The 18480-nt window shown below is 61.3% G+C and carries 14 protein-coding genes; 4 read left to right on the top strand and 10 right to left on the bottom strand.

What is annotated here, in order from left to right:
- Nucleotides 1-4 precede the first annotated feature (4 nt).
- The 4 genes from frr to rpsB all read right to left on the bottom strand — a co-directional run bounded on the left by frr (nucleotide 5) and on the right by rpsB (nucleotide 3418).
- Entirely contained in the window at nucleotides 5-565 is a 561-nt protein-coding gene (gene frr / locus OX462_RS15955) for a ribosome recycling factor (RefSeq protein ID WP_070221522.1), read from the bottom strand.
- Between the two features lie 166 nt (nucleotides 566-731).
- Nucleotides 732-1448, bottom strand: a complete 717-nt coding sequence (gene pyrH / locus OX462_RS15960) for a UMP kinase (RefSeq protein ID WP_034752258.1) — start codon at nucleotides 1446-1448, stop codon at nucleotides 732-734.
- 147 nt (nucleotides 1449-1595) lie between these two features.
- Nucleotides 1596-2507 (bottom strand): translation elongation factor Ts, encoded by a 912-nt coding sequence (gene tsf / locus OX462_RS15965; RefSeq protein WP_034752260.1) that lies wholly within the window; start codon nucleotides 2505-2507, stop codon nucleotides 1596-1598.
- A 158-nt stretch (nucleotides 2508-2665) separates the two neighbouring features.
- The gene (gene rpsB / locus OX462_RS15970) at nucleotides 2666-3418 is read right to left on the bottom strand and encodes a 30S ribosomal protein S2 (RefSeq protein ID WP_010397614.1); all 753 of its coding nucleotides are present in this window, start codon (nucleotides 3416-3418) and stop codon (nucleotides 2666-2668) included.
- Between the two features lie 400 nt (nucleotides 3419-3818).
- Between rpsB and map the strand changes: the two genes are divergently transcribed.
- The 4 genes from map (at nucleotide 3819) to OX462_RS15990 (ending at nucleotide 8955) form a co-directional block, all read left to right on the top strand.
- Nucleotides 3819-4631 carry a type I methionyl aminopeptidase gene (gene map, locus OX462_RS15975; protein WP_070221576.1) on the top strand — a complete coding sequence of 271 codons (813 nt, stop codon included), beginning with the start codon at nucleotides 3819-3821 and terminating at the stop codon, nucleotides 4629-4631.
- A gap of 55 nt (nucleotides 4632-4686) precedes the next feature.
- Nucleotides 4687-7254, top strand: coding sequence for a [protein-PII] uridylyltransferase (locus tag OX462_RS15980; protein WP_230505603.1), 2568 nt, complete (start codon nucleotides 4687-4689; stop codon nucleotides 7252-7254).
- Nucleotides 7255-7295: 41 nt separating this feature from the next.
- Nucleotides 7296-8045 (top strand): pseudouridine synthase, encoded by a 750-nt coding sequence (locus OX462_RS15985; RefSeq protein ID WP_034752263.1) that lies wholly within the window; start codon nucleotides 7296-7298, stop codon nucleotides 8043-8045.
- A gap of 145 nt (nucleotides 8046-8190) precedes the next feature.
- Nucleotides 8191-8955 carry a flagellar brake protein gene (locus OX462_RS15990; protein ID WP_083287073.1) on the top strand — a complete coding sequence of 255 codons (765 nt, stop codon included), beginning with the start codon at nucleotides 8191-8193 and terminating at the stop codon, nucleotides 8953-8955.
- A gap of 109 nt (nucleotides 8956-9064) precedes the next feature.
- Here OX462_RS15990 and def read toward each other — a convergent pair whose 3' ends face one another.
- The 6 genes from def to OX462_RS16020 form a co-directional block, all read right to left on the bottom strand.
- The gene (gene def, locus OX462_RS15995; protein ID WP_034752265.1) at nucleotides 9065-9601 is read right to left on the bottom strand and encodes a peptide deformylase; all 537 of its coding nucleotides are present in this window, start codon (nucleotides 9599-9601) and stop codon (nucleotides 9065-9067) included.
- On the bottom strand, nucleotides 9598-10491 hold the full coding sequence (galU, locus tag OX462_RS16000) for a UTP--glucose-1-phosphate uridylyltransferase GalU (protein ID WP_409026532.1): 894 nt from the start codon (nucleotides 10489-10491) through the stop codon (nucleotides 9598-9600). The genes def and galU overlap by 4 nt, the downstream gene beginning before the upstream one ends.
- 20 nt (nucleotides 10492-10511) lie before the next feature.
- Nucleotides 10512-12863, bottom strand: a complete 2352-nt coding sequence (gene ligA, locus OX462_RS16005) for an NAD-dependent DNA ligase LigA (protein ID WP_409026533.1) — start codon at nucleotides 12861-12863, stop codon at nucleotides 10512-10514.
- 14 nt (nucleotides 12864-12877) lie between these two features.
- Complete coding sequence (locus tag OX462_RS16010; RefSeq protein ID WP_409026534.1) at nucleotides 12878-14044, bottom strand: cell division protein ZipA C-terminal FtsZ-binding domain-containing protein; 1167 nt, start codon at nucleotides 14042-14044, stop codon at nucleotides 12878-12880.
- Complete coding sequence (gene smc / locus OX462_RS16015) at nucleotides 14041-17568, bottom strand: chromosome segregation protein SMC (protein ID WP_409026535.1); 3528 nt, start codon at nucleotides 17566-17568, stop codon at nucleotides 14041-14043. The genes OX462_RS16010 and smc overlap by 4 nt, the downstream gene beginning before the upstream one ends.
- 184 nt (nucleotides 17569-17752) lie before the next feature.
- Nucleotides 17753-18388, bottom strand: coding sequence for a phosphatase PAP2 family protein (locus OX462_RS16020; protein WP_409026536.1), 636 nt, complete (start codon nucleotides 18386-18388; stop codon nucleotides 17753-17755).
- Nucleotides 18389-18480 lie beyond the last annotated feature (92 nt).

The raw sequence follows: 18480 nt of genomic DNA on the forward strand, positions 1-18480 counted from the left end.
AAAACTAGACGGTCAGCACTTCTTTTTCTTTGTCGACAACCATCTTGTCGATGTCGGCAATAAACTTGTCCGTCAGCTTCTGCACTTCTTCCGACGAGCGGCGCTCATCGTCCTCGGAGCAGGCTTTTTCCTTGACCAGTTTTTTCAGCGACTCATTCGCATCGCGGCGAATGTTACGCACGGCGATCTTCGCGTCTTCCGCTTCGCTCTTGACCAGCTTGACCATTTCCTTGCGGCGCTCTTCCGTCAGCGGCGGCGTCGGAACGCGGATCAGGTCGCCCTGTGCCGATGGGTTCAGACCCAGGTCGGCGTCGCGGATGGCTTTTTCGATGGTGTTGGCCATCTTCTTCTCGTACGGCTGCACGCCGATGGTGCGCGCATCGATCAGGGTCACGTTGGCCACCTGGGTCAACGCCGTCGGCGAACCGTAGTACTCGACCATCACGTGGTCCAGGATACCCGTATGGGCGCGGCCGGTACGCACTTTGGCCAGGTCGGCCCGCAGTGTTTCCAGCGACTTCGTCATGCGTTCCTGGGTATTTTTCTTAACGTCAGCTAAGGACATTGCTGTACTCCTTGTCTTGATAATAATGAATATTGCTACTTCGCTTGCGATGAAAACACCAGCGCAGTCGGGAGTGCCGAAAACAGTTCAGGGCAAGGCGCGGCGCCGAATGTACGGCGAGGCACTACAACGCAGCCATGGACGGTTTCCCGGCGCTCCGCTTCCCTTATACGTGAACCAAGGTGCCTTCGTCTTCGCCCATGATGACGCGCATCAGCGCGCCCGGCTTGGTGATCGAAAACACTTTAATCGGCAGTTTCTGGTCGCGGCACAGGGCGAATGCGGTGGCATCCATTACTTGCAGATGCTTGGCGATGGCGTCGTCGAACGTAATCGTGTGGAACAGGGTGGCGTTCGGATCCTTCTTCGGATCGGCCGTGTAGACGCCGTCGACCTTGGTGGCCTTCAGGACGATCTCGGCGCTGATCTCGGAACCGCGCAGGGCGGCTGCCGTATCGGTGGTGAAGAACGGATTGCCGGTACCGGCGGCAAAGACGACCACTTTGCCTTCTTCCAGGTATTGCAGGGCTTTCGGGCGGACGTACGGCTCGACCACTTGTTCGATGCCGATGGCCGACATGACGCGCGCGGTAATGCCGACATGGCGCATGGCATCGGCCAGGGCCAGTGCGTTCATCACCGTGGCAAGCATGCCCATGTAGTCGGCGGTGGCGCGGTCCATGCCTTGCGCACCAGGCGCGACGCCGCGGAAGATATTGCCGCCGCCAATCACGATTGCCAGTTCCACACCCAACTTCGCCACCTCGGCCACATCGGCCACCATGCGCTCGATCGTGGCGCGGTTGATGCCGTAGGGATCATCGCCCATCAGGGCTTCGCCGGACAACTTGAGGAGGACGCGCTTGTAGGCTGGTTTTGACATGAGCTGGGGCTCCATAAATGAGGTTATTCGAGTATGACATGGCGCAGCGCCTTGCAGCGCCGGATAGGCGGGAGGAAGCTGCCCATGCCGCCGCCCGGCACACAGGTGCGGGCGGGCCAAAAAAACGGGCCTCTCGGCCCGCTTTACTTACGCTCCCTGGGAGGCAGCCATCTGTGCTGCGACTTCTGCTGCGAAGTCGTCCTGCTTCTTCTCGATGCCCTCGCCCACTACGTACATGGCGAAACCTTTGACGCTGGTGTTAGCCGCCTTCAGCATTTGCTCAACCGACAGCTTGTCGTTTTTCACGAAAGCTTGGTTCAGCAGGGAAACTTCTTTCAAGAACTTCTGTACGGAACCTTCCAGGCGCTTGGCCAGGATTTCCGGCGATTGCGCTGGCTTGCCTTCGGCGGCCGCTTTGGCTGCGTCTTCTTCGGCTTTCAGTTGTGCAACCGAACGCTCTTTTTCGATCAGTTCCGCAGGAACTTCGTTCGACGACAGCGACACTGGCTTCATGGCAGCGATGTGCATGGCCACGTCTTTGCCCACTTGCTCATCGGCGCCGTCGAATTCGACGATCACGCCAATGCGCGAACCGTGCAGGTACGAAGCCAGCTTGGCGCTGGTTTCGAAACGCTGGAAGCGGCGGATGGTCATGTTTTCGCCGATTTTGCCGATCAGGGCAGCGCGCACGTCTTCCAGGGTCTTGCCATCGAGTGGCAGAGCCAGCAGGGCAGCGACGTCAGCCGGGTTGTGTTCCGCTACCAGACGGGCAGCGTTGTTGGCCAGTGCCAGGAAATCGTCGTTTTTCGCAACGAAGTCGGTTTCCGAGTTCACTTCGACCAGGGCGCCTACGCCATTGGCGATGTAAGTTGCCACGACGCCTTCAGCGGTGATGCGTGCCGATGCTTTCGATGCCTTGCCGCCCAGTTTGACGCGCAGGATCTCTTCCGCACGCGCCATGTCGCCTTCGGCTTCGGTCAGTGCTTTTTTGCATTCCATCATTGGTGCGTCGGTTTTGCCGCGCAATTCGCCTACCATCGCTGCTGTAATCGCTGCCATGTGTTTCTCCTGATTCGGTGAGTCGATAGTCGCGGCCGGGCATGCATGCCTCGCCAGCGGTCACTATCGTTTTTTTGTTAAAAAAAAGGGGGAGCTGCTGCCACCCCTTTTCCCTTACTGCTGTGCTTACAAACGGCTATCTTGCGATAGCCTGGCCATTAAGCCTGTTCGTTAACTTCGACGAATTCGTCGCCAGCGGCTGCTTTAACCATTTCAACAACTTCGTTACCGGCAGCTGCACGGCCTTCGATGATTGCGTCAGCAACACCGCGAGCGTACAACATGATGGCTTTCGAGGAGTCATCGTTACCTGGGATCACGAAGTTCACGCCTTCTGGGGAGTGGTTGGTATCGACAACGCCGATGACCGGGATACCCAGTTTAGCTGCTTCGGTGATCGCACCTTTGTGGTAGCCGACGTCGACGACGAAGATTGCGTCAGGAATGCCGCCCATGTCCTTGATGCCGCCGATCGATTTTTGCAGCTTGATCATTTCGCGGGAGAACATCAGCGCTTCTTTTTTCGACAGCTTCTCGATCGAACCGTCTTCGATCATCACTTCCATGTCTTTCAGACGCTTGATCGAGGTTTTGATCGTTTTGAAGTTGGTCAGCATGCCGCCCAACCAACGTTGATCAACGAAAGGCACGCCAGCGCGTTGTGCTTCAGCAGCGATGATTTCGCGAGCTTGACGCTTGGTGCCAACCATCAGGATGGTGCCACGGTTTGCAGCCAGTTGACGCACGTGCTTCATTGCGTCCTGGTACATCGCCATGGTTTTTTCCAGGTTGATGATGTGGATCTTGTTGCGATGGCCGAAGATGAACGGTGCCATTTTTGGATTCCAAAAACGGGTTTGGTGACCAAAGTGGACACCGGCTTCCAGCATTTCGCGCATTGTTACGGACATTATTAACTCCAGGGTTGGGTCTGGAATCCGATCAGTCACCATACAGGCACCCTTGTCGACCGGATTCGCGTGTTTATATAAATTAAAGACACTGTTTTACTGCATTGCTTAAAAGAGAATTCAAGCAACCCGGGATTCTACACTGAAATGCCTGCCGCATCAAGTCCGCACCGCAAATCGCGCGCCCGGCGGAAACAGCCGGCGCACCACGATGGTGCAAGGCGTGGCCGCACCGCCTTTTCATCCGCTTTCTCCCCACAAATCCCCTCCCGGCCATAGGAAGGAGGCGGCGGATTCAGGGCGCCTCGTTTATAATTTCGGCATATTTGCAGACTTTTCCCCATACAGCAGGAATCGTCTGTGCTTTTCACCTGAATTCTTGCAGATTGCGAATTACACCATGTCCACCATCCGTATCAATACCGCCGCCGACATCGAAGGCATGCGCATTGCCGGCAAGCTCGGCGCCGAAGTGCTCGACTACATCACCCCCTTCGTCAAGGTGGGCGTCACGACGGGCGAACTCGATCGCCTGTGCCACGAATACATGGTCAACGTGCAAGGCACCATCCCTGCCCCGCTCAACTACTGCCCGCCCGGCTACACGCCCTATCCGAAAGCCATCTGCACCTCCGTCAACGACGTCATCTGCCATGGCATTCCCGGCGACAAGGTCCTGAAAAGTGGCGACTCCGTCAACCTCGACATCACCGTCATCAAGGATGGCTACCACGGCGACAACAGCCGCATGTTCCTTGTCGGCACGCCGACCATCCTGGCCAAGCGCCTGTCGGAAATCACCTATGAGTGCATGTGGCTGGGCATCGATCAGATCAAGCCGGGCGCCCACCTGGGCGATATCGGCCACGCCATCCAGCAACACGCGGAAAAGGCCGGCTACAGCGTGGTACGCGAATTCTGCGGCCACGGCATCGGCAAGGTCTTCCATGAAGAGCCGCAAGTCTTGCACTACGGCAAGCCAGGCACCCTGGAACGCCTGGAAGCGGGCATGATTTTCACGGTGGAACCGATGATCAACTCGGGCCGCCGCGAAATCCGCGAAATGAACGATGGCTGGACCATCAAAACCAAGGACCGCAGCCTGTCGGCGCAATGGGAACACACGGTGCTGGTCACGGAAACGGGCTATGAAGTGCTGACCGTCTCGCCGGGCATGCCACCGCCGCCCGCCTTTATCGGCAATAAAGCCTGATAAGCGTCATTAATCAAGCCTGACCCCACCCGACCCACCGCCACCCAGGGCCCAGATGAAAAAGCAAGTTCGGGAACAGCTGAAACAGCAACTGAAAGCCGACCGCCAGGTCGTCATTGCGGCCTTCCAGGCCGACGGCAAGCCTGAAAAACTGCTGCGCAGCCTGCGCCACAGCGTCGATGGCGTGCTGGCGCGGGCCTGGCAGGAAGCGGGCTTGCCGCCAGGCACGGCCCTGGTGGGCGTGGGCGGCTATGGCCGGGGCGAGCTGTTTCCGTATTCCGACGTCGACCTGCTGATCCTGCTGCAACAATCGCCGGACGCCGCCACGCAGGAAAAGCTCGAGGAACTGGTGCAACTGCTGTGGGACCTGGGCCTGGAAATCGGCCACAGCATCCGCACGGTCGATGAATGTCTGGTCGAATCGAAGGCCGACATCACCGTGCAGACGAGCTTGCTCGAAGCGCGCCTCGTGTGCGGCAACGCGGACCTGTTCGCGCAATTGCAGCAGCGCTATGACGCGGCCATGGATCCGCAAGCCTTCTTCCAGGCAAAAACGGCGGAAATGCGCCAGCGCCATGCCAAGTACGAAGACACGGCTTTCAGCCTGGAACCGAATTGCAAGGAAAGCCCGGGCGGCCTGCGCGACCTGCAGGTCATCCTGTGGGTGGCCAAAGCGGCCGGCCTGGCGAACTCGTGGCGCACCTTGGCCACGGGCGGCCTGATCACCTTGACGGAAGCGCGCCAGCTAATGGAAAAGGAGCGCGCCTTCAAGGATATCCGCGTGCGCCTGCACCTGCACGCGGGGCGGCGCGAAGACCGTCTCGTGTTCGACGTGCAGACGGCGATCGCCGAATCGCTGGGCCTGCAAGCGACGGGCAGCGGGCCGCACATGCGCCGTGCCAGCGAATTCCTCATGCAACGCTACTACTGGGCCGCCAAGACGGTGACCCAGCTCAACACGATTTTGCTGCAAAACATCGAAGCGCGGCTGTTCCCGCAGGACGACGTGGCCGTGCCCATCAACGAGCGCTTCAATGAAGTCAACAGCCTGATCGACATCAGCGCCGACGACACGTTCGAGCAATATCCATCGGCCATGCTGGAAGTCTTCGTGCTCATGACGGAGCGCCCGGCCCTGAAGGGCATGACCTCGCGCGCCACGCGGGCCCTGTGGCACGCGCGCTTCAAGATCGACGCCGCCTTCCGCCAGGATCCCGTCAACCGCGCCCTGTTCCTGCGCATCATGCAAGCCCCTGTCGGCATCATCCACGCGCTGCGGCGCATGAACGAGATGAGCATCCTGGGGCGTTACCTGCCGAATTTCCGCCGCATCGTGGGCCAGATGCAGCACGACCTGTTCCACGTGTACACGGTCGACCAGCACATTCTGATGGTGGTGCGCAACATGCGCCGCTTCACCATGAGCGAACACGCGCACGAATATCCGTTCTGCAGCCAGCTGATGGCCGATTTCTCGCAATCGTGGCTGCTGTACGTGGCGGCCCTGTTCCACGACATCGCCAAGGGCCGCGGCGGCGACCACTCGAAACTGGGCGTGGCCGACGCCACCCAGTTCTGCCAGGACCACGGCCTGTCTGCCGAGGACACGGAACTGGTGGCTTTCTTGGTGGAAAATCACCTGACCATGTCGCAAGTGGCGCAAAAGCAGGACTTGTCCGATCCCGACGTCATCGCCGCCTTTGCGAAAGTGGTCAAGGACGAGCGCCACCTGACGGGCTTGTACCTGCTGACGGTGGCCGACATCCGCGGCACCAGCCCGAAAGTGTGGAATGCCTGGAAGGGCAAGCTGCTGGAAGACCTGTACAAGATCACCCTGCGCGTGCTGGGCGGCGAGCCGCACACGGCCGACCGCGAGCTCAAAAACCGCCAGCAGGAAGCGCTGGCCACCCTGCGCCTGTACGGCTTGCCGCCCGATGCGCACCTGAAACTGTGGCAACAGCTGGACGTGGCGTATTTCCTGCGCCACGACGCGTCCGACATCGCCTGGCAGACGCGCTCGCTGTATGACAAGCTCGACAGCAAGTTGCCGGTGGTAAAATGCCGGCTGGCGCCCATCGGCGAAGGCTTGCAGGTGGCCGTGTACATTCCCGACCAGCCCGACCTGTTCGCGCGCATCTGCAGCTATTTCGACCGCAAGAATTTCAGCATCCTCGACGCGAAGATCCACACGACGAAAAATGGCTATGCGCTCGACACCTTCCTCGTCACCGAGCAAAACTTCGCCAAGAGCTACCGCGACATCATCAGCCTGATCGAGCATGAGCTGGGCGAGCTGCTGCAGTCGCAAACGCCGCTGCCGCCGCCGGGCAAGGGACGGCTGTCGCGCCTGTCGCGCACCTTCCCCTTCCAGCCGACGGTGGACCTGCGGCCCGATGAAAAAGGCCAGTACTACCTGCTGTCGGTGGCCGCCAACGACCGCACGGGCCTGCTGTACGCGATCGCCAACGTGCTGACCAAGTACCGCATCAACTTGCACACGGCCAAGATCATGACCCTGGGCGAGCGGGTCGAAGACGTCTTCCTCGTCGACGGCCCCGCGCTCAACAATGCCCGCAACCAGATATTGCTGGAAACCGATTTACTCGATGCGCTGAAAGTGTAAGCTTTCCGCGCAGCGCCTACCCTTACTGAAACTGAAACAACATGACCGAAGAATTATTACGCTTGTCCAAACGCATGTCCGAACTGGGCCTGTGCTCGCGCCGCGAAGCCGATGAATGGATCGCCCGCGGCTGGGTCCGCGTGGATGGCAAGGTGGTGTCCGAACTGGGCAGCAAGGTTTATCCGAGCCAGAGAGTCACCGTGGAACGCCAGGCGGCGGCCGAGCAATCGAAGCGCGTCACCGTGCTGATCAACAAACCCGTCGGCTACGTCAGCGGCCAGGCCGAAGACGGCTACACGCCCGCCGTGGCCCTGATCAAGGCGGAAAACCGCTGGGCGGAAGACCGCAGCCCGGAACAATTCCATCCGACCCAGCTGCGCAGCCTGGTGGCAGCGGGACGGCTGGACATCGATTCCGTCGGCTTGCTGGTCCTGACGCAGGACGGCCGCGTGGCCAAGCAGCTGATCGGCCACGATACCGACATCGACAAGGAATACCTGGTGCGCGTGAGCTACACCAAGGGCGGCACCCTGCCCGACAGCGAGCTGAAAAAGCTCAACCACGGCCTGTGGCTCGACGGCAAGCCGCTGTTGCCGGCCAAGGTGCGCTGGCAAAACGAAGACCAGCTGAGCTTTACCTTGCGCGAAGGCAAGAAACGCCAGATCCGCCGCATGTGCGAAGCCGTGGGCCTGAAGGTGCTGGGTTTGAAACGCGTGCGCATCGGCAAGGTCAAACTGGGCGACTTGCCGACCGGCCAATGGCGTTATTTGAGCGCAGACGAACAGTTTTAAGCGGCGACGTCAAGGCGGCATGCCAGGCCTGCATACATAAGCAACAGGAATATAGTGATATAAAATCAATTATTGTGATTTACTTAGTAAATATTGCCTTAAACCTATACACTATTCCCCATTAGAACAAAAGAGATACGCTGTCGTGAACGATCCCATCCCCAATCCCCTGCGCAAGGGCGCGCCCAGTCTGGCTGACGTGGCCGAGCCGATGGCCCCCGGCACCAAGCCGCACCATATGAGCGATCCGTGGGATATCGGCGAAACCTTGTGCAGCCTGGCTGACAACGGCGACGCCATCTCCATCTACCCGGCTGGCGGCGAAGACCTCATCCTGGGGCGCGTCCTGTCCGTTGACGATGACTTGCCGCAATTCGTGCTGGAACTCAATGAAGGTGCGACCCTGCCGCCTGGCGGCGCCACGTTTGTGTCGTGGGTACAAAACGCCAAACTGCAGTTCACCATCAATGGCGAATGGCAAGCGTATCCCGAGCGGCCGAACGTCTACCTGACGAACTTTCCCAGCCATTGCCTGGTCCTGGAGCGGCGCGAATCGGCCCGCCTGGAAACACCGCTGGGCGTGTACTACCTGGCCGCCTTCGTGCTCGAGGGCCGTCCATATGAATTGCAGCTGTATGATTTCTCGGCCGGCGGCATCGGCATGCGCGCCCATCCGCGCGACACGGTAGGCCTGTATGTGGGCCGCAAGCTGTCGCGCGTGCGCCTGGAACTGGGGCCGGACAAGGTCATGATCGCCGACCTGGAAATCCGCCTGTCGCGCACCTTCCGCTCCTTCCTGCTGGGCGAGCAGGTGCAGATCGGCTGCCGCTTCCTGAACCTGACGGATGCCATGCAGGATGAGCTAAAGGCATTGCTCGATAACCTGGGCAGCAGCCGCAAGGTGCGCTAGTTTAGTACTGGGGTCAGACCCTCAACACCGCCAACACATAGCTTTGCGCTAACGCATCCGGGGGTCTGACCCCGGACGCCCCCGCCATGGACGTCTTCTCAGGTGCCGATCAATCGTCGTCGTTCGGATCCAAATCGGGAAACATCACTTCCGTGTAACCGAACTGCGTGAAGTCGACGATACGCATCGGATACAGGATGCCGTGCAGGTGGTCCACTTCATGCTGCACCACGCGCGCATGGAAGCCGTCGCAGTCGCGGCTGATGGGCTGGCCGAACTGGTCGACGCCTTCGTAGTGCAGCTCGCTCCAGCGCGGCACGCTACCGCGCAGGCCGGGCACGGACAGGCAGCCTTCAAAACCCTCTTCCTTGCGTTCCGACAAAGGCGTCAGCACGGGGTTGATCAGCACGGTTTCCGGCACTTGCGGCGCGTCGGGATAGCGCAGGTTCTGCTTGAAGCCGTAGATCACCAGCTGCAGGTTGACGCCGATCTGCGGCGCCGCCAGGCCTGCGCCATTGGCCGCGTGCATGGTGTCGAACATGTCGGCGATCAAGGCATGCAGTTCGGGCGTATCGAATTCACGCACGGGCTCGGCCATCCGCAGCAGGCGCGGATCGCCCATCTTCAGGATTTCACGTACCGTCATTTTGCGTCCAGTGTCGATTGCAGTTCTTGCAGGTAAGTGCGAAAGGCCGCGCCCGTTTCCGGGTGTTTCATGCCCATCGCTGTCGTTGCCTTCAGATAACCGAGCTTGGAGCCGCAATCATAACGCTGCCCCTTGTAACGGTAAGCCAGCACGCGCTCTTCACGCATCAGGGCGGCGATGCCGTCCGTCAACTGGATTTCACCGCCGGCGCCCGTACCGATTTTTTCCAGGTGCTCGAAGATGCGGCTGGTCAGCACATAACGGCCGACCACGGCGAGGGTCGACGGCGCCTCTTCCGGCACGGGTTTTTCCACGATCCCCGACACCAGCTCCAGGTCAGGCTGATAATGCTGGGCGCTGACGATACCGTACTGCCTGGTTTCCGCGCGCGGCACGTCCTGCACCGCCAGCAGGGAACAGTTTTCATACTGGAACACATCGGCCATCTGCGCCAGCACGGGGCGCACGCCCTCTTCCACATCCATGAAATCGTCGGCCAGCAAGACGGCAAACGGCTCGTCGCCGATCACGGGACGCGCGCACAGCACGGCATGCCCGAGGCCAAGCGGCGCCGACTGGCGGATGTAAATGCAATTGATGTGCTTGGGAATGACGTTTCGCACCATTTCCAGCAACTGGCGCTTGCCGGCCGCTTCCAGTTCAGACTCGAGCTCATAGGCCGTATCGAAATGGTCTTCGATGGCGCGCTTGTTGCGGCCCGTGATGAAGATCATTTCCGTGATACCCGCGGCCACGGCTTCCTCGACCGCGTACTGTATCAATGGCTTGTCAACGATGGGCAACATTTCCTTCGGTTGCGCCTTGGTCGCAGGCAAGAAACGGCTGCCCAGGCCGGCGACGGGAAAGACTGCTTTTCTGATTTTTTTCATGGGTCTTCTGTAATGAATGATTAGTCTTGCGCCAACAGGGTCAGCAGACCAGCCTCGTCGAGTATGGCCACGCCCAGCTCCTGCGCCTTGGCCAGCTTGCTGCCGGCGTCCGAACCGGCCACGACGTAAGCGGTTTTCTTCGACACGGAACCGCTGACCTTGCCGCCGGCCGCCTCGATCAACTCCGCAGCCTCGTCGCGGCTCATGTTGGGCAAAGTGCCCGTCAACACAAAGGTCTTGCCGTCCAGTTTGCCGCCAGCAGCTGGCATTTCAGGCAATTGTGACAGTAATTCATTTCGTAGCGCGTCCAGTTGACCAAGCAGCTTGACATTGCCCTCATCGGCCAGCCATTGCGCCAGCGCTTCGGCCACGGCGGCGGGCAAGCCCGCGTGGAAGCTGGCACCCTGCGCCGCCAGACTGGCCAGGGTCACGCCCCGCTCCACCAGCTGTTTGCTGCGCGGCTCCGTCAGCTTCGGAATACCGATGGCGGCCAGCAAGGTGGTTTGTTCGAGCTGCGCGCGCAGCTTGGCGCTGGGCGCGTGTTCGCCCTGCGGCGTGACACCAGCGTCCAGCAATGCCTGCAACGCCTGCTGGTTCTTTTCTTCGGCAAAGAAATCGGCAATCGACACGGCCACTGTGCCGCCGATGTCGGGCAGCACGCGCAGCAAGGCGGCCGGCGCCCGGCGCACATAATCGAGACTGCCCAACCACTCGGCCAAGGTCTTGGCCGTCGATTCGCCCACGTGGCGGATGCCCAGCGCAAACAGGAAACGCTCGAGCGGCGGGCGCTTGCTGGCCTCGATGCCTGCCAGCAGATTTTCCGCCCACTTGGTGGGAATCTTGCCTTGTTGCACTGTTTCCGGCGTCGAACCGTCGCGCTCGTCGGCGCGCAGCTTCATTTCCAGCAATTTATCCAGGGTCAGGCTGTACAGGTCAGCCAGGCCATGCACGTATTCGAGTTCGACCAGGGTATCGATATAACGTTCCCCCAGACCTTCGATATCCATCATGCGGCGGCCCGCGAAATGACGGAACGCTTCCTTGCGCTGCGCCGAGCAGAACAGGCCGCCCGAGCAGCGGGCGATGGCCTCGCCCTCTTCGCGCACCACGTGCGAGCCGCACACGGGGCACGCTTCCAGCATCTTGAACGGCAGCGGCGCCGGCGCCAAGCGTTTATCCAGCACCACGCTCAGCACTTCCGGGATCACGTCGCCGGCGCGGCGCACGATGACGGTATCGCCCACGCGCACATCCTTGCGCAGCACTTCGTCTTCATTGTGCAAGGTGGCGTTGGTCACCGTCACGCCGCCCACGGACACGGGCGCCAGGCGCGCCACGGGCGTCATGGCGCCCGTGCGGCCCACCTGGATATCGATGCCCAGCACTTGCGTCAGCGCTTCTTCGGCGGGGAACTTGTGCGCCAGCGCAAAACGCGGCGCGCGCGACACAAAGCCCAGCTCCTGCTGGTCTTCCGTCGCGTTCACCTTGTAGACGACGCCGTCGATTTCATACGGCAAGGAGGGCCGGCGCGCGCCGATATCGGCGTAGTAGGCAAGCAAGCCCTGCGCGCCCTGCACCACCTTGCGCTCCTTGGACACGGGGATGCCCAGGGTTTCGTACCAGTCCAGCAAGGCCGAATGCGAGGCAGGCATAGCGGCGCCTTCCAGCGCACCGATGCCATAGGCATAGAAACGCAGCTTGCGCTGCGCCGTGATGCGCGAATCGAGCTGGCGCAGGCTGCCGGCCGCCGCATTGCGGGGGTTGGCGAATTCCTTCTGCCCCGCTTCGCGCTGGCGTTCGTTCAGGCGGGCAAAATCGCCCTTGAACATCATCACTTCGCCGCGCACGTCGAGCACGGCTGGAATCTTGTCGCCATGCAAGCGCAGCGGGATGCCGGAAATGGTGCGGATATTCGCCGTCACGTCTTCGCCCGTAGCGCCATCGCCGCGCGTCGCCGCCTGCACGAACAGGCCGAGCTCATAGCGCAGGTTGATGGCCAGGCCGTCGAATTTCACTTCGGCAGCATAGTCGACATCCGTACCATCAAGGTCCAGGCCTTCGCGCACGCGGCGGTCGAAGTTGATGATATCGTCATCGGTGAAACCATTGTTCAGCGACAGCATCGGCACCGTGTGCGTGACTTGCTCGAATTGCGGCAAAGGCGCCGCGCCCACGCGCAAGGTGGGCGAATCGGGCGTACGCAAGTCGGGATGGGCCGCTTCCAGCGTTTGCAGTTCGACGAACAGCTTGTCGTACTCGGCGTCGGGGATGGTGGGATTGTCGAGCACGTGGTAGGCGTGCAGGTGCCGGTTGAGTTCGGCGGTGAGATCCAGGACCCGCGCTGCGGCATCCTGGTTGATCGGATCAGTCATTGTTGCAGGATTCTTCAGCTAAATAAACGCAGGGCGCGGGTGGAACCGGCCGGAATGTCGGCCGCGTCCATTTCCTGGTAAAACTCTTGCACCTGGCCAGCGATCTCGGCCAGCGCCGCATCGGACAAGGCCTGGTTGTAATCGTCGACGATGGTGGCGTCGAGGCGGCCCACCAGCGCCTTGGCGCAGGCGACCATGGCGCCGAAACCGTCGCGCGCGGGCGCCACGCATGGCACGTCCAGCAGCAGTGTCAAACGGGGCGTCGTTTCCTCGGCCAGGGTGACATTCGTCGACAGCGAGAACAGATGGCTGCCTTCGCCGTCGGGCATGACGAAACGGCCGTCCGGACGCACGTCAAAGCCCTGTTTTTCCAGCGCGAACAGCAAGGTGGAAATGGCCCATGGCGCGCCATTCGTGTGCAGGTTCACGCCCAGCTGGGCGTCGTGACCGGCGACGAAACGGTGCAGATTGCGCGCTTCGGCCATCACTTCCATCATGTCGGGCACTTCCGGCTCGGCGCCGATCTCGTCGGCAACGCCGCGCAGGCGCGTGACCAGTTCCGAGTATTCGAGTTCATTCAGGGCCGTGCTGCGGCTGGCCAGCTGTACGCCGCCCTGCATCTTGGTGTAGACACCGCCATGCGTGATCGGTTCCCAGTCGCCATTCACGTGCAAGCCGATGAAGTGGACGGGTTTGTTGCCCACCAGGCGCAGGGTTTGCAGCACGGGCAGTATCTTGTCGCCGCGCACGGGCGCTTCCAGCGACAAAGGCAGCAGGCAATCGATGAGCGGGTCGACCAGGCTGGTCGCCTGCTCACTGGCGGCGCTCACTTCCTGCTGCAGCGGCGCGGCCACGGCAGCAGGCGCTTCCAAGCCGGCATCGCCGAGCGACGGTTCCGCATGCACGGGGGCTTCGGGCACGGCGCTAGCGGGCGGCGCGCCGAACGACGGTTCGGCCTTGGCGGCGGGCGCGGCGTCAAAGCGCGGTTCCTGACGCAAGACGGGTTCCTGGGCTTCCACCGCAGGGGCGTCGCCCTCGCGCATCAGCACGTCATCGTGGTCGGTGGAAAAAGCCCGCTCCACGCTTTTCTTGGCCTTGTATTCCTGCCATTTGTTGTACGAGAAAACGCCGACGATAAAAACGCCGCCGGCGCCGAACAAGGTAATTTGAAGGTCTGTCATGCTGCTTGTGCCTCGGTTGCAAAATTTGCGGCGGACTCCATGTCCACCGCCACGATGCGCGATACGCCCTGCTCCTGCATCGTCACACCGATCAATTGATGGGCCATTTCCATCGCAATCTTGTTATGCGAAATGAAAAGGAATTGGGTCTGGTCGGACATGCGCTTGACCATGCGGCAGAAGCGTTCCGTGTTCGAATCGTCCAGCGGTGCATCGACTTCGTCGAGCAGGCAGAACGGCGCCGGATTCAGGCGGAACATGGAAAACACCAATGCGGTCGCGGTCAGCGCCTTCTCTCCACCGGACAACAGGTGGATGGTGGCATTTTTCTTGCCGGGAGGCTGCGCCATGACTTGTACACCGGAATCGAGAATCTCGTCGCCCGTCATGGTCAGCCTGGCCTGTCCCCCGCCGAACAGGATGGGGAACAGCTCGGAAAAGTGGTGGTTGACCTTGTCGAACGTGTCTTGCAGCAAGTCGCGCGTTTCCTTGTCGATCTTGTGGATCGCGTCTTCCAGCGTGTTGATCGCTTCCGTCAGATCGGCATTCTGGGCGTCGAGGAAATTCTTGCGCTCGGATGCCTGCGCCAGTTCGTCCAGCGCGGCCAGGTTGACGGCGCCCAGGGACGTGATGGCGTTGGTCAGGCGCGTCACTTCGCCCTGCAGATACGATGGACGCATGTCCGGATGCAGTTTTTCCGTCAAGGCCGCTTCATCGGCGCCCGATTCCAGCAGTTGCTGGGCGAATTGCTCCTGGTTCAGGCGCGCGGCCTGTTCCTTGAGCTGCATTTCCATGATCTTGTCGCGCTGCGGCTGCAGGCTGCGTTCCGATTGCGTGCGCGCATCTTCGGACAGCCGCAGTTGCTGCGTAATCTGATCGAGTTCATGGCGCGCGTCGGCCAGCGCCTTCTCCTGCGTCGTGCGGCGCTCGAGCAAGTCCTGCAAGCCGTCGGCGGCCGCGCCGCTTTCCAGGTTGGCCAGCTCCAGTTCGCCCGCCTGCAGGCTGGCCGTTACTTGCTGGGCCTGCGTACTGGCCGTGGCTATATTGCGGCGCAATTCCTCGATCTTCGCGCGGTGGGCTTTTTCCGCGTATTCCGTATCCTTGGCGGCCCGCTCCAGGTCGCGCAAGGCTTCGCGCGCCTCGGCCAGACGCTGTTCCTTCTGCAGGAAGTCCGTATGGCCGTCTTCGTGCGCTTCCTGCAAGTTGCCCAGCTCCATGTCGAGCTGTTCGAATTTCTCTTCCGATTCGGCCTTGATCTGCTGCTGCTCCGCTTCCTGCGCGGCAATTTCCGCCAGGTCGGCGCCGATCTGCGTGCTGCGCTGGTTGAAACGCGCTTCCACTTCCGACAGTTTCACCACGTCCAGTTGCAGGGTATGCACGGAGGAAGTGAGCTGCTGTATGCGCAAGCGCAAATCCGACAGGTTGCGCGTCAGGGTGGCGACGGCCGCGTCGGCCCGCACGGAACGGGCGCGCGCCTCTTCGGCCAGTAGTTGCTGCGCGCGCAACTGCTTGCCAATATTGTCGATTTCCTGCTGGCGGCCCAGCATGCCTTCCTGCTCCGAGTCGGCCGCATAGAAGCGCACGCTGGTGGCCGTGACCACGTGGCCGGCGCGCGTGACGAAATAGCCTCCCGGCGGCAATTTCGCCCGTTCGGCCAGCGCCTCGGCCGCGTCTTCCACGGCGTAGGCGTTGTACAGCCAATCCTGCAGCAAGCCGCGCAAGCCGGGATCGTTGAGTTTCAACAAGTTCAAAAACGGTTTCAGGCCAGGCACGTCCGGCAGGGGCAGCGGCGCCACGGTCGATGGCGCATACAGGGCCAGCTTGGCCGGCGGCGCGTCTGCAAAGAAAGCCTTGGCCCAATCGATATTCGACAGTTGCAGGGCCGACGTGCGCTCGCGCAAGATCGACTCCATGGCCGCTTCCCAGCCCGCTTCGATCTGCAGCTTTTGCCACAGACGGGGCAAGGTGTCGAGTTCGTGCTTTTTCAGCCACGGCTGGACCTTGCCCTGCGTCTGCACCCGTTCCTGCAATTGTTTCAAAGCAGAAAGACGCGCTTCCAGCTGGGCGTTGGCCGCCGTTTCGGCATTGACTTGCGCCTGCGCCTCGGCCCGCTCCTGCTCCAGCTTCGGTTGCTGCTCCAGCGCTTCTTCCAGGTAGAAACCCTGCTCTTCCAGGGTTTGCTGCTTTTCTTCCAGCTGCAGTTTCAGATTTTCCAGGTGGCTGCTGTCGGGCAAACTCAGGCTGTTCTTTTCCTGCTGCAGGCGCTCGCGGCGCGTCAGCAGGCTGGCGAGGATGTTCGAGGCATTGCGCTGGTGCGCCGATTCCAGTTCCAGCTGCTGCTGGGCCTGCATAATCCGCGCGCGCGATTCCGTGCTCTTGTTTTGCGCGGCGCGCCAGGCGGCGTCCAGCTCGGGCAATTGCTCGCCCTTCTGCTCGGCCATCATTTGCGACTGTTCCACCTTGGCGGCCAGTTCCTCGAGGTGGAATTCCGCCTCTTCGATCTGTTCCTGGTATTCGCCGCCCTGTTGCGTCCACTGGTCGCGCTGGGCCGTCAGGGTGGCCAGCTGGGCCTGCAGGCGGGCACGCGATTCGATGACGAACTTGATCTGCGCTTCCAGGCTGCCGATTTCCGCATTCGTCTGGTACAGATGGCCTTGCGCCGTATGCAAACGGTCGCCCACGGCAAAGTGCGCCTGGCGCATCTGCTCGAGGGTCAGCTCGACATTGCGCAGCTTGGCCGTCTGCTCTTCCAGGTCCGTCTGTGCCTGTTCCACTTCGCGGAAGTAGCGCGTCTGCTCGTTTTGCGCCTCGTTCTTGCGCAGCAGCCACAGCAGTTTTTGCTTTTCTTCCTGGTCCGCCTGCAAGGCGTGGAAACGCGTGGCCACGGCCGCCTGCGCTTCCAGCTTTTCCAAGTTGGCATTGAGTTCGCGCAAGATATCCTCCACGCGCAGCAAATTCTCGCGCGTGTCCTGCAAGCGGTTTTCCGTCTCGCGGCGGCGTTCCTTGTATTTGGAGACACCGGCCGCTTCTTCGAGGAAGACGCGCAATTCTTCGGGGCGCGATTCGATGATGCGCGAAATCATGCCCTGGCCGATGATGGCGTAGGCGCGCGGACCGAGGCCCGTGCCGAGGAAGATATCCTGGATGTCGCGCCGGCGCACGGGCTGGCCATTGATGTAATAGGTGGAGGTGCCGTCGCGCGTCAGGGTGCGCTTGACGGCGATCTCGGCGTACTGGCCCCACTGGCCGGAGGCCTTGCCGTCGTTATTGTCGAACACCAGTTCCACGGAAGCGCGGCCGGCAGGTTTACGGTGCGTGGAGCCGTTGAAAATGACGTCCTGCATCGATTCGCCGCGCAATTCGGACGCTTTCGATTCGCCCAGCACCCAGCGCACGGCGTCGATGATGTTCGACTTGCCGCAGCCATTCGGCCCGACCACGCCCACGAGCTGGCCTGGCACCTGAAAATTGGTGGGGTCGACGAAAGACTTAAATCCCGACAACTTGATGGAAGAGAGACGCACGTGTTTTAGAGTTCCTGGCCTATGCTGGCGGTTATATTATGGGTGAACCCGGTTCATGTTCAGTTCAGATGCCGCATCGCGACGGCAGCCTGGCCGCTCGCCGCAAAAAAAGTGGTTCATCATACCATTTCCTGATGCTTTTCTGGCCAAAAAACCGTCGCGCCAGGTGCCTGCCGGCAGCGGATCAGGGGGCAGGACGGCCATCCTGCGCCAGTTTCCAGTCCGCGCGGGAAAAAACGCGCTCATGGCCGGACAGCACCAGGGCCAGTTTTTGCAGCCATTGCTCGGTCGGCATGGGTTCGGCCTTGAAGCTCAGCACCACCATCAGCGCCAGGCTGGCCAGGGCCAGCGCATGGCTGACGGCAAAATTCACGGCGCCACGGGCGCTCCACATGAAACCCAGCGCCAGCGCCAGGCCCAGCACGCAGCCGCTGACGGCTTCGGACACGCTGTGCGCATGCACGACCACGCGGGAAATGGCCACCAGCACGGCAAAGGCCACGCCGACCAGCACGCCGGTATGGCGCCAGCGCGGTTCGGCCCGCTGCAGCAGCACATACATCAGCACGGGAAACACGGCGCCGGCGCGCATGGCGTGGCCGCTGAAACCGGTAAAATCGAGCGTGCTGCTGCCCACGCCCCAACTCATGAAGGCCAGCTTCGACAGCACCACGAGGGCCAGGCCGCCGCCGTACCACAAGCTCCAGCTGAATACCAGCCGCCACTGGCGCGACACGAGCAGCCACAGGGCAATCGCCACGCCAGCCGGCCCCATGACGGACATGTCGGCCGCAAAAGAAATCCCATTCCACCAAGTCATCGTGCCTACGCTTATTTCATGATCAGCGTGCACTATGCCACGACTGGCCCCGCTTGCGCCCGGGTTTTCATCAACTGGGGTCAAGAATTACA

Source organism: Janthinobacterium aestuarii, from assembly GCF_046113285.1.
Taxonomy (GTDB): Bacteria; Pseudomonadota; Gammaproteobacteria; order Burkholderiales; family Burkholderiaceae_D; genus Janthinobacterium.

What these genes read in the sequence shown, in the direction of transcription:
- rpsB (WP_010397614.1), bottom strand. Translation starts at nt 3,418, where the DNA reads ATGTCCGTAACAATGCGCGAAATGCTGGAAGCCGGTGTCCACTTTGGT.
- OX462_RS16010 (WP_409026534.1), bottom strand. Translation starts at nt 14,044, where the DNA reads ATGACAGACCTTCAAATTACCTTGTTCGGCGCCGGCGGCGTTTTTATC.
- OX462_RS15985 (WP_034752263.1), top strand. Translation starts at nt 7,296, where the DNA reads ATGACCGAAGAATTATTACGCTTGTCCAAACGCATGTCCGAACTGGGC.
- map (WP_070221576.1), top strand. Translation starts at nt 3,819, where the DNA reads ATGTCCACCATCCGTATCAATACCGCCGCCGACATCGAAGGCATGCGC.
- galU (WP_409026532.1), bottom strand. Translation starts at nt 10,491, where the DNA reads ATGAAAAAAATCAGAAAAGCAGTCTTTCCCGTCGCCGGCCTGGGCAGC.
- pyrH (WP_034752258.1), bottom strand. Translation starts at nt 1,448, where the DNA reads ATGTCAAAACCAGCCTACAAGCGCGTCCTCCTCAAGTTGTCCGGCGAA.
- OX462_RS16020 (WP_409026536.1), bottom strand. Translation starts at nt 18,388, where the DNA reads ATGACTTGGTGGAATGGGATTTCTTTTGCGGCCGACATGTCCGTCATG.
- def (WP_034752265.1), bottom strand. Translation starts at nt 9,601, where the DNA reads ATGACGGTACGTGAAATCCTGAAGATGGGCGATCCGCGCCTGCTGCGG.
- OX462_RS15980 (WP_230505603.1), top strand. Translation starts at nt 4,687, where the DNA reads ATGAAAAAGCAAGTTCGGGAACAGCTGAAACAGCAACTGAAAGCCGAC.
- ligA (WP_409026533.1), bottom strand. Translation starts at nt 12,863, where the DNA reads ATGACTGATCCGATCAACCAGGATGCCGCAGCGCGGGTCCTGGATCTC.
- tsf (WP_034752260.1), bottom strand. Translation starts at nt 2,507, where the DNA reads ATGGCAGCGATTACAGCAGCGATGGTAGGCGAATTGCGCGGCAAAACC.
- frr (WP_070221522.1), bottom strand. Translation starts at nt 565, where the DNA reads ATGTCCTTAGCTGACGTTAAGAAAAATACCCAGGAACGCATGACGAAG.